This is a genomic window from Sphingobacterium litopenaei (genome assembly GCF_014692495.1).
Lineage (GTDB): Bacteria > Bacteroidota > Bacteroidia > Sphingobacteriales > Sphingobacteriaceae > Sphingobacterium > Sphingobacterium litopenaei.
The window spans coordinates 1-11,911 of the sequence record NZ_JACOIJ010000056.1 but is presented as its reverse complement, the minus strand read 5'-3'; the positions used below and the strand labels follow the sequence as shown (position 1 = coordinate 11,911).

At 36.2% G+C, this 11,911-nt stretch carries 11 protein-coding genes; 7 read left to right on the top strand and 4 right to left on the bottom strand.

Translation table 11 applies throughout. The annotated features are described in order from the left end of the window. Positions 1-341: 341 nt before the first annotated feature. The 3 genes from H8B04_RS16295 to H8B04_RS16285 form a co-directional block, all read right to left on the bottom strand. Positions 342-932 carry an RNA polymerase sigma factor gene (locus H8B04_RS16295; RefSeq protein WP_165292504.1) on the bottom strand — a complete coding sequence of 197 codons (591 nt, stop codon included), beginning with the start codon at positions 930-932 and terminating at the stop codon, positions 342-344. Positions 933-1,182: 250 nt separating this feature from the next. Further along, positions 1,183-2,454, bottom strand: coding sequence for a serine hydroxymethyltransferase (locus H8B04_RS16290; protein ID WP_165292505.1), 1,272 nt, complete (start codon positions 2,452-2,454; stop codon positions 1,183-1,185). A gap of 163 nt (positions 2,455-2,617) precedes the next feature. Further along, a complete protein-coding gene (locus tag H8B04_RS16285) occupies positions 2,618-3,145 on the bottom strand; it encodes a DUF7935 family protein (RefSeq protein ID WP_165292506.1) in 528 nt (175 codons plus the stop codon). 99 nt (positions 3,146-3,244) lie between these two features. Here H8B04_RS16285 and H8B04_RS16280 point away from each other — a divergent pair, with 99 nt between their 5' ends. After that, positions 3,245-3,598 carry a HesB/IscA family protein gene (locus H8B04_RS16280; RefSeq protein WP_190303023.1) on the top strand — a complete coding sequence of 118 codons (354 nt, stop codon included), beginning with the start codon at positions 3,245-3,247 and terminating at the stop codon, positions 3,596-3,598. Positions 3,599-3,696: 98 nt separating this feature from the next. On the opposite strand, the gene H8B04_RS16275 is transcribed toward H8B04_RS16280, so the two are convergent. After that, a complete protein-coding gene (locus H8B04_RS16275; protein WP_190303022.1) occupies positions 3,697-4,659 on the bottom strand; it encodes a hypothetical protein in 963 nt (320 codons plus the stop codon). 153 nt (positions 4,660-4,812) lie between these two features. Between H8B04_RS16275 and ileS the strand changes: the two genes are divergently transcribed. From ileS to H8B04_RS16245, 6 genes are all read left to right on the top strand, one after another. Then, the gene (ileS, locus tag H8B04_RS16270; protein ID WP_190303021.1) at positions 4,813-8,226 is read left to right on the top strand and encodes an isoleucine--tRNA ligase; all 3,414 of its coding nucleotides are present in this window, start codon (positions 4,813-4,815) and stop codon (positions 8,224-8,226) included. A gap of 3 nt (positions 8,227-8,229) precedes the next feature. Continuing rightward, the gene (locus H8B04_RS16265) at positions 8,230-8,616 is read left to right on the top strand and encodes a TraR/DksA family transcriptional regulator (RefSeq protein WP_165292510.1); all 387 of its coding nucleotides are present in this window, start codon (positions 8,230-8,232) and stop codon (positions 8,614-8,616) included. Between the two features lie 68 nt (positions 8,617-8,684). After that, entirely contained in the window at positions 8,685-9,335 is a 651-nt protein-coding gene (locus H8B04_RS16260) for a lipoprotein signal peptidase (protein WP_165292511.1), read from the top strand. A 70-nt stretch (positions 9,336-9,405) separates the two neighbouring features. After that, positions 9,406-10,347 (top strand): M20/M25/M40 family metallo-hydrolase, encoded by a 942-nt coding sequence (locus tag H8B04_RS16255; protein WP_190303020.1) that lies wholly within the window; start codon positions 9,406-9,408, stop codon positions 10,345-10,347. A gap of 1 nt (position 10,348) precedes the next feature. Further along, positions 10,349-11,260, top strand: coding sequence for an SDR family oxidoreductase (locus H8B04_RS16250; RefSeq protein ID WP_165292513.1), 912 nt, complete (start codon positions 10,349-10,351; stop codon positions 11,258-11,260). Next, positions 11,261-11,788 (top strand): acyl-CoA thioesterase, encoded by a 528-nt coding sequence (locus H8B04_RS16245; RefSeq protein ID WP_165292514.1) that lies wholly within the window; start codon positions 11,261-11,263, stop codon positions 11,786-11,788. It abuts the gene before it with no gap. Positions 11,789-11,911: the final 123 nt, after the last annotated feature.

Here is an 11,911-nt window from a genome sequence, read left to right as displayed (position 1 = left end):
TGACAGATCTCCCAGGGTAAGAACGTGAACTTTCTCTCCATATACCTGTCGAATCTACCGCGGAATGTTTCGGATAGTTTAGGGCTTTGTCTTGTTATGCAGACTCACCCACATCCAACGGCCTAATCCGATTTCTGTGCGTCAGGCCAGAGATTTACCGCCGGCTCCCTTCAGATTCCCCCTCGCGAAGGACACCCTTGCCTTAAGTTAACGTTTCCCACTATCAAGGCACGTTCGGGACTTACACCCTAGAGTTCACGCCCATGCCGGGCGCACATAAAATAAATGGTTTCTCCTTCACGGAAAAACCATTTCAAAAAAGCTAATCACCTTATATTTTATCAATTAAATTGAAAACTTAGATTATGTTCCTCGATAAGACGGCGTAAATTGCTCAAGGCATATCGCATACGACCAAGTGCAGTATTAATACTAACATCCGTGATTTCAGCGATGTCTTTGAAGCTCATATCACAGAAATGTCTCATGATAAGCACTTCCTTTTGATCATCCGGCAGCAGTTGAATCAATTTTTTCAAATCAACATCAATCTGCTTTTTGACTAGCTTGCGCTCCGCATCTTCATCTGCAAAATCCATTACTTCAAAAATATCATATCCCTCATTGTTAATCACTGTGGGGCTACGCTTTTCCTTGCGGAAATAATCAATTACCATATTATAGGCAATACGAATCACCCATGGCAAAAATTTACCTTCTTCATTGTAGCCACCAGACTTAATGGTATTAATGACTTTTATGAAAGTTTCCTGAAAAATATCCTCAGCAATAAATTCGTCTTTGACACGCATATATATGGAGGTATATATCTTACTCTTATAGCGTTCTAACAAAACCTTCAAACCATTCTCTTCACCATTTGCATAAAGATGAATCAGTTCCTGATCAGTTATGTTATTCACATTTTTCATAACATTTCTTATTTAAGTTACAGCAAAAATTAAATTCGAGTAAGTGTGCTTCGATAGGCGTTTAAATTTTATTTATAACAATTATTAATATAGCTAACTATTTACATAAAAGTAGGGTAAAATCTACAAAAAATCAAAAAGATTAGCTATCATTTAACATAAATTCACATTGTGGTTTACTAGAATTATACCACAAAAAAAGCACCAAAGTTTTCTTTGGTGCTTTTTAAAATATATAATTACAATTATATTACTTGTACAATGGGAATTTAGCCATCATTTCTTTCACTTTACCGTGAATTTTATCTAATTGAGCTTCATTACCACGGTTTTTCAATGCCTCATTGATTAATTCACCGATTTGAATCATTTCAGCTTCTTTCACTCCACGAGTTGTAATCGCAGCAGTACCGAAACGTACACCTGATGTCACGAAAGGCGAACGCGTATCAAAAGGAACCATATTTTTGTTAGTAGTGATACCCGCTTGACCCAATACTGCTTCAGCTTCCTTACCTGAGATATCTTTATTACGTAAGTCAACCAACATTAAGTGGTTATCTGTACCACCAGAGATAATTTTGTAATCAAGGTCAATGAAGAATTTAGCTAAAGCTTGCGCATTAGCTTGAACTTGTTTAGCATATACCAAATAATCATCTGTCAACGCCTCGCCAAAAGCAACAGCTTTCGCCGCTATAGTGTGCTCTAAAGGACCACCTTGAGTACCTGGGAATACCGCTAAATCCAATAATTGAGTTATTGTACGAGTTTCACCTTTAGGAGTTTTAATACCCCAAGTGTTTTCGAAATCTTTACCTACCATGATCATACCACCACGAGGACCACGTAATGTCTTGTGCGTAGTTGTCGTTACGATGTGACAGTGAGGAAGTGGATCAGACAATAACCCTTTAGCAATAAGACCTGCTGGGTGAGAAATATCCGCCATAACTAAAGCTCCGATCTCGTCAGCTACTTTACGAATGCGAGCATAATCCCAATCGCGAGAATAAGCAGAAGCACCACAAATAATCATTTTTGGTTTTTCGCGTAACGCTGTTTCCTCTAATGATTCGTAATCGATTAGACCTGTATCTTCTTTTACACCATAAAATAATGGCTGGTAGATTTTACCCGATAAGTTCGCTGGAGAACCGTGAGTCAAGTGACCACCATGAGACAAGTCAAGACCTAAAATCTTATCACCAGGTTTGATTGTTGCTAAAAATACAGCTGCGTTAGCTTGTGCACCTGAGTGAGGTTGTACGTTTACCCATTCAGCACCGAATAATTGTTTTGCTCTATCAATAGCAATTGTCTCGATAGTATCCACTACTTCACAACCACCATAATAGCGTTTTCCCGGAAGACCTTCTGCATATTTATTAGTCAATACAGAACCAGCAGCTTCCATCACTTGTTTACTTACAAAGTTTTCCGAAGCAATTAATTCGATACCTTCTTCTTGGCGTTTTAGCTCGTCAGCGATTAGATTAAAGATGGCTTGATCTCTTTCCATTATACTTTAATTATTTTTGGATATTCGTATTGTTTAAAATTGACGCAAATATACGATTATCTTACCTTTTCTTTAAATTCTTTAACACTTCTTTTTTAAAAGAATGTATTAACAATAAATTCTTCACTAAAGCCTTCCGAATCTTTGAAAAAGTAAAATATTATTAGGCAGTAAGCTCTTTTTTTAGAATTATTTGAGCAGCCTCATAAGGATTCACTTCTAATTCCGCAACATGTTTTAGCACAACAGCTACATAATCATCTATTTTGGCACCCAAAGGAATCACTCTTGCTGTATTCTTAAAAAGGCTAATTGTACTTTCTTTCAAATCTTTCACATTAGTCCACGCTGCATCTGAAACGTATAACTGTTGAGTAAAATTATGTTGGTATTCATTTTCAATATCATTTATCAACAATTGTTTAAATTCATCTATGGATATACTATTGGAATGATGACGCAACATCACTTGATAAGGAGAAATGCGGTGTGCAAATAAAATTAATCTTTCATAAGCTGCGTATTTCAGATGTTGGGTATTCTTGAGCAAGTCTTTGTTTTGTCCAATATCACTTACTTTGAGAAAAAGATATTCAACTTTGGGCCATACCACATAAAATGCCAGTACCAAGGCCACCAAGACTCCGAATGAGATAATAAATAACTGTTTCAGCAACTCTTCAAATTCCATGTATTTTAGTGTTTATAAATTGTCAAAAAAACTTAGGTTCTATTTAAAAGCCTAAAAATATGTAATTTTGCTTAACAATCAATTTAGAAAGGATATTCGATGAGTACTGAAAATACAACAGCTGCAGCACCAGTTACTTTAACAGCAGGAGCCGTTGCAGAATTAAAGAAATTAATAGATCAACAAGAGTTAGGTCCAGACTTTGGTTTACGTCTTGGTGTAGAAGGTGGTGGATGTTCGGGAATGAGTTACATTTTAGGATTTGACACAAAGAAAGATGGTGATTCAGAATACGAAATTGAAGGAATTCGTGTTTTTATGAATAAAGCACATGGAATGTATCTAGCAGGTATGGAAGTTGATTTCAAAAACGGATTAGATGCACGTGGCTTTACTTTCAACAACCCTAACGCGACTAGCACTTGCGGTTGTGGATCAAGTTTCTCCGCATAATATTTTTTATTTTACGTTTAATACAACAAAAGCACTTCCATGGGAAGTGCTTTTGTTGTATACGTGGATTTCCTAATAAATTAGTACCAAATAATCTATTAGAGGTGTTCAATAAATATAGTATAAATAGCACTGCAAGGTTTAATAACTAAATTGTTATGAAACTTTTTTAGAACATATCTTAAATTTGAACTATTCAATTTTCGACCAATCCTAGCAATATCTGGACTTTCTAAAAATTCCTGTTCTGACCATTTTTGATCATATAAAAAAAGCATTTCCCCTTCAAGACGTATACTATTACTAATCGGTTCAATAAAATATAATGTTAAAGAATCTTTATACAAAAAGAAAGACTCTCCATAATCTATATCCTCCACAGTAATTTCATTACCAATTTTATTTACCTTAAATTCATGTCGACTGTATATTGGACGTCCATATCTAATTGGGGGCAAATATTTAATTGGATTAATTATCAAATAATCATCTAATTGTTTTTTCAACCACGAATTCTCTGAGTGTGTGGTCATTTCTATATTCGATTTATTATAGGCAAAATATAGCTTAAATTGAGCACTAAATTCATTAGGAATTACTTCCAACGTTTTTAAGTACTTTTTGAATGAATCACAAAATTTTCTATTACCTCCACCAAATTCTGCACTGATACCTGGATTAGGAAATACCACGTTTCCAACATTTTTTAAATGATCATACTCATATACATCCACTATTTGCATATTAGACAACAAATCATTAATCCCAACTACCATATAAATTATTGAATCTTGAATACTTTCATTATTTACAACAAACTTATTCAAAAGCCTATATTCATCTTTACTCCAATGCACAGAGTCTTTAATTCGATAAAATGTAGGTCCCTTTGTGAAGATTAATCCACTACTACTTAATGGCACATGTAAACTCCATCTCATGTCATTAAAAAATGTCTGGAAGTTTTTAGAAAGCTTTATCAAATTTGAATCACTTTCCGACTGAGAATACACTTTAGATAAAATTAACAGATAGAAGAATACAATAAAAAAACGTTTCATACCTCAATGATGCTAAAATTGATTTTATTCCACAAGAAATCTAATCCGAAATTCATAAATACTCATCTAACTATGCTTCGCTTTTTTCACCTTCCATATTTAAAGTTATTTCGTTAAATTAGCGACCTTTGAAAAATTGATATAAAATACGTGATGTACAAGGAATATAAGCAGTTAAATTTACCGGAAATCGGAAAGGAAGTTTTAAGACGTTGGGGTGCGGAAAACATTTTCGCAAAGAGTATTTCGAATCGTCCTGCAAGCAAACCATACACTTTTTATGAAGGTCCGCCTTCGGCGAATGGTATTCCAGGCATTCACCACGTGATGGCTCGTACGATTAAGGATATTTTCTGTCGTTATAAAACCTTGAAAGGCTACCAAGTAAAACGTAAAGGTGGTTGGGATACGCACGGTCTTCCTATTGAGTTGGCTGTAGAGAAATCTTTGGGTATTACCAAAGAAGATATCGGCACAAAAATTTCTGTCGAAGAGTACAACAATGCTTGTCGCAAAGAAGTCATGAAATACACCGATGTATGGAATGACTTAACAGAAAAAATGGGCTACTGGGTGGACTTAGAAAATCCATACATTACTTATCAAAACGAATACATCGAAACATTGTGGTTCTTGTTGAAAGACTTATACAAAAAAGGTCTTTTGTACAAAGGATACACCATTCAACCCTATTCACCCGCTGCAGGTACAGGTTTAAGTTCACACGAATTAAACCAACCTGGCACGTACAAAGATGTAAAAGACACTACTATCGTCGCTGAATTCCGTGTGGACAAAACACAAGTTCATCCGTTGATTAATATCTTAGTAGAATCAGCTGATGAAGATGTGGCTTTCATCGCTTGGACGACTACGCCTTGGACATTACCAAGTAACTCGGCTTTAGCTGTAGGTCCAAAAATTGAATACGTAAAAATCAAAACTTTCAACCAATACACAGGTTCTCCTGTTTCTGTGATCTTAGCGAAAAGCTTGATCGGTAAACATTTCAAAGCTGAAGGTCAAAACGCTTCATTCCAAGATTACAAAGTAGGCGACAAAATTGTTCCTTGGGAACAAGTAGCTGAATTCTCAGGTGCGGAATTGGTCGGTTTACGTTACCACCAATTGTTACCTTATATCTCTTCAGAGGAATTATTAGAAAAAGCTTTCCGTGTCATTCCAGGTGACTTCGTGACAACAGAAGATGGTACAGGTATCGTTCACATTGCTCCTACTTATGGTGCAGATGACTTTAGAGCTGCCAAAGAAGCTGGTGTACCGGGAATTTTGGTAAAAGACGAAAATGGTAAAGAAGTGCCTACAGTTGACCGTACAGGTCGTTTTGTAAAAGAAGTAACTGATTTTGCAGGGCGTTTCGTAAAAGAAGAATACTATTCGGAAGAAGAACGAGCTTATAAAGACTTCCGTCCGACAGATGTATTAATCGCTATCAAGTTAAAAGAAGATAACAAAGCGTTCGACGTTAAAAAATACGAACACACCTACCCACACTGTTGGCGTACAGATAAGCCTGTATTGTACTATCCATTGGATAGCTGGTTTATCAAAACTACTGCTGTAAAAGAGAAATTGGTAGAATTAAACAAAACTATCAACTGGAAGCCAGAAGCTACAGGTTCAGGTCGTTTTGGCAACTGGTTAGAAAACTTAGTAGACTGGAACTTATCACGTTCTAGATATTGGGGGACACCACTTCCAATTTGGAGAACAGAAGATGAGAACGAGGAAATCTGCATCGGTTCAATGATTGAATTGAAAGGATTATTGCAAGCTTCTTTGGAGTCAGATGTACTTTCAGCTGAAGAAAAAGCCGTGAACAAAGAATACTTAGACAAATTCGGTTCTGATAAATTAGACTTACACCGTCCTTATGTAGACCATATCGTGTTAGTATCCGAATCAGGACAAAAAATGTTCCGTGAGCCGGACTTAATTGATGTTTGGTTTGATTCAGGTGCGATGCCTTATGCGCAATGGGGATTAGATTACGATAAATTAGCAGCTGGCGATCCTCTTCCTTTCAAATCGGATTACGATTCAGCATTCCCTGCAGATTTCATCGCGGAAGGTGTTGACCAAACACGTGGTTGGTTCTTTACGCTTCACGCGATTTCGACAATGGTTCGTGGTTCTGTTGCTTTCAAAAACGTCGTATCTAACGGATTGGTATTAGACAAAAATGGTAACAAAATGTCTAAACGTCTTGGAAACGGCGTGGACCCATTTGCTACAATCGAGAAATACTCAGCTGATGCGACACGTTGGTACATGATCAGCAATGCTTCTCCTTGGGATAACTTGAAATTCAACGAAGAAGGTTTGGACGAAGTTCGTCGTAAATTCTTCGGTACATTGTATAATACGTACGCATTCTTCGCTTTATACGCGAACATCGACAAATTCAGCTACGCTGAACCAGAGATTGCACTTGAAAATCGTCCAGAAATCGACAGATGGATTATCTCCTTATTGAATACCTTGACTAAACAAGTAGACGAATTCTATGCAGATTACGAACCAACAAAAGCCGCTCGTGCTATTCAAAATTTTGTAGACGAGCATTTGAGTAACTGGTACGTACGTTTGTGTCGCCGTCGTTTCTGGAAAGGTGAATACACCGCAGATAAGATTTCTGCTTACCAAACTTTGTATACTTGTTTGGACACTATCGCCAAATTAATGGCGCCAGTTTCGCCGTTCTTTGCAGATCAATTGTATTTGGATTTGAACAACGCAACGAAAAAAGAAAATTTTGAGTCAGTGCACTTGGCTGACTTCCCTGCATATCACACGCATCTGGTAGACACTGCTTTAGAAGAAAGAATGGCATTAGCACAAGACATTTCTTCGTTAACATTGTCTCTACGCAAAAAAGTTGGTATCAATGTACGTCAACCATTAAGCAAGATATTGGTTCCTGTGTTGGATTCTTCTTTCCAAGAAAAGGTAGAGAAGGTAAAAGACTTGATCTTGTCGGAGACAAACATAAAAGGCATTGAGTTTATCACAGACACCACAGGAATTATCAAGAAAAAAATCAAACCAAACTTCAAAGCGTTAGGTGCTAAAGTGGGAAAAGATATGAAAGTCGTGAGTACGGCTATTCAAGGATTAGGTGCTGAGGAGATCAGTACACTTGAGAAAAATGGATCATTAGTTCTTGCAGATACGGGTTATACGATAGGATTGGAAGATGTAGAAATCATCGCAGAAGATGTGGCAGGATGGCAAGTAGCGAATTTAGGTAATTTGACTGTAGCTTTGGATATCCAAATCACAGCAGAATTAAAGCAAGAAGGAATCGCTCGTGAGCTAATTAACCGCATTCAAAACTTACGTAAAGAAAAAGGATTCGAAGTGACTGACAGAATTCGTTTACAAGTAAGTAGAAATAATGAGATCGAAGAAGCTGCCAAAAATAATTTATCGTATATTTGCACCGAAATACTAGCTGATTCATTTGAATTCGTGGATGTTGTAGAAACCAATGACAGCATCGAGATCAATGAAAGTAAACTTGAGGTATTAATCGCAAAAAATTAGATCATGGGAGAAAACACAGAAAAGACACGTTATAGTGACGCGGAATTACAAGAATTCAAAGCAATTATTCTTGAGAAATTGAGAATTGCTAGAGAAGAACTGGATGCATTAACTAAAACATTGAGTGGTGGTAATGCGAACGGAACAGATGATACCGCAGGTACGTACAAAACGTTAGAAGATGGTTCAGCTACCCTAGAGAAAGAGCAAACTAATCAATTAGCTGCTCGTCAAAAGAAGTTTATTGATAACTTAGAAGCTGCGCTTGTACGTATTGAAAACAAAACTTACGGTATCTGTAGAGAGACAGGTAAATTAATTCAAAAAGAACGTTTGAAAGCGGTTCCTCACACTACTTTGAGTATTGAGGCCAAAAACAAACAATACTAGACAAAAAATTAAAGCAAAAGATAGCCTTTGCAATGCTTAAATTGTAAAGGCTATTTTATGAAATTGATATGAAAGGCTACACAAGACCCATTACATTAATTGCTATTATCTTACTTATAGACCAACTCTCCAAGTTTTGGGTAAAATTAAATATGACCATCGGTCAAGATTTCAACGTTATTGGTAATAAGTTCCTAATTCATTTTATTGAAAACCCAGGTATGGCCTACGGTATGGAATTCGGTGGTGAATATGGAAAATTATTTTTAACTGTGTTTCGTATCCTTGCTGTTGGTGGTATTGGTTATGGATTACATTATATGATTCAAAATAAATACAACCGTGGATTTATTTTGAATGTAGCCTTAATATTTGCTGGAGCTGTAGGTAATATTATTGACTCTGTATTTTATGGAGTAATTTTTAGCGAAAGTACCTATTACGAGAAAGCAACATTGTTTCCTGAAGCTGGAGGTTATGCCTCATTATTACATGGAAAAGTAGTGGATATGTTATATTTTCCACTTATAAATGGTACATTCCCATCTTGGTTTCCAATTTGGGGAGGTGAAGATTTCTTATTTTTTAGACCTGTTTTTAACATTGCTGACTCCGCTATTTCAGTGGGTGTCTTCTTAATATTAATCTTCCAAAAAAGATATTTTAAAGAAGAACATAAGGAAAAAGAAACGCCACATAGCGAGATACTTGAAGATTAGAATAGAATATAAGGGTTAGATGTAAAATCTAGCCCTTTATTTTTATATTTATACCTCACTACATAAGGTTATGAAAAGACTTTTTCCGTTATTTATTCTTCTTTTAGTTTTACTAAGTGCCAAACTTACAGCACAAGAAATCGAAATTAGTCGATTGAAAAAGCATATCTTTTATTTGGCAGATGATAAAATGAAAGGTAGAGCGACAGGCTCTAAAGAATTAGCGAAAGCGGCTAACTATATTGAAAATGAATTCAAGAAATATAAGTTGCAACCTTTAGGTGAAAACGGCTATAGGCAAGCCTTTGAAGCGAAAGTTCGTCGTGTTATTGTGCCCGATAGTATTCGTCAAGCAGAAAATATTATTGGTTTTTTGGATAATGGTGCTCCTTATACTATAGTAGTGGGTGCGCATTACGATCACTTAGGACATGGAAATTTTGGTGGAACAAGAGACACCTCACATATTGGACAGATTCATAATGGAGCAGATGACAATGCTTCAGGAGTAGCTGGGCTATTGGAATTAGCGCGTTATTATAGCAGCAACAAAATTAAAGAGAAATATAACATCTTATTCATTGCCTTTTCGGCAGAAGAATTAGGATTGGTAGGTTCCAAATATTGGACAGAGCATCCTACCCTACCTTTGGATAAAATCCATTGGATGCTGAATATGGATATGATCGGAAGATACAATCCTGATAACGGCTTAGCAATTATTGGATATGGTACTAGTTCCAAATTCCCTTCTATCTTTGAAAATATTTCAAGCACGATAAAATTCAATAAAAGTAAAGATGGTAATGGTGGTTCAGATCAAACGTCTTTCTACAAAAAGAACATTCCAGTTTTATTCTTCCATACTGGAGGACACGATGATTACCATAAAGCGACCGATGATGCAGACAAAATTGATTATAACGCTTTGAAAGCGATTCTTGAATTAGAAGTTAAAGTCATTGACTATTCTATGCTTCACGATAAAATGGATTTTATTTGGACAAATTAATATGCGCGTACTACTTACAGGTTCTAATGGATTTTTAGGACAAAAATTTTGTGAAAAATTATCAGAATATTCAGAAATCAAGGCAATTCTAGGAGTTTCGAAGTCTCTGAATAGAAATTCGTATTTGGACGAAAATACTTTCAAACAAATAGATTTATTGGATTATGAATCCTTCTTAGAAATTATCAATGCATTCGAACCTACTCATATTTTACACACTGCTGCCTTAACAGCTGTGGAAACTTGTGAAGAAAAACCCAAATTAGCACAACAGATAAATGTGGATCTTTCTGCGCAATTGGCGCAGATAGCAAAGCAAAAGAATATCCATTATACATTCATTTCAACAGATTTTGTATTTGATGGACTAAATGGACCTTATAAAGAGACGGACGCTGTAAAAGCAACTAACAATTATGGGCAAACCAAAATTGACGCAGAACAGCAAATTACTGCAGTGAATACAGACGCGGCTATTCTAAGGACTATTCTTGTTTATGGAGCAATACCAGATAAGAACAGAAGCAATCTTATACTTTGGGCTAAAAAACAATTAGAAAACGGTTCTCCTATTAAAGTAGTGTCAGATCAATGGCGTATGCCTACTTGGGTGGATGATTTAGCAGACGCTTCTTATTCGGCGATGCAAAAGAGAACTTCAGGTATCTTTCATATTTCAGGAAATGAAATGATGACAGTATTAGAAGCGGTAGCAACACTTGCTGACACGTGGAACTTCGACAAATCGCTGATATCACCTATTACCGCAGCAGAAATAGGACAGGCGACAAACCGTCCTCGTAAGACTGGTTTTATATTAGACAAAGCTGAGCAAATATTAAACTATAAGCCTACATCTTTTGTTGTATCTTTGCAAAAAATTAATGAACAATTAAAAAAATACAACAGTTAGATGGAAGCAAAAAAAGCACACGAATCCTACACCGAAATGAATGAATTAGTTCTTCCCAACGATACCAATACATTTGGAAATCTAATGGGTGGAAGATTGTTGTATTGGATGGATATCTGTGCTGCGATGGCTGCACAAAAGCACTGCAGCAATGTTGTAGTTACAGCTTCTGTAGATAATGTATCGTTCAAGCGTTCTATCAAATTAGGCGAAGTAGTTACTATCCAAGCACAAGTTACTCGCGCTTTTAATACTTCAGTAGAGGTAAGAATGGAAATTTTTGCACAAAATCTTCCTAAAGGCACAAAAGAAAAAAGTAATGAAGCCTTTTATACTTTCGTAGCGCTAGATCCAGAAGGAAAACCTAAAGCTGTTCCACAACTTATTCCTGAAACAGAAAAAGAAAAACAACTCTACGATGAAGCGCAGCAACGCCGTGAGCTTCGTTTAATTCTGGCAGGAAAACTAAAACCTGAAAACGCCACAGAACTCAAAAATGTAGTTGGTCTATTTGACCACAAAGGATAGAGTAGGAAGGTAATCATTATTTGATTACCTGACCCCTCACACCACCGTACGTGCCGTTCGGCATACGGCGGTTCATTAAACATTAACAGTCTTTGGGACTATTATATCGGTAAGATATAGTAG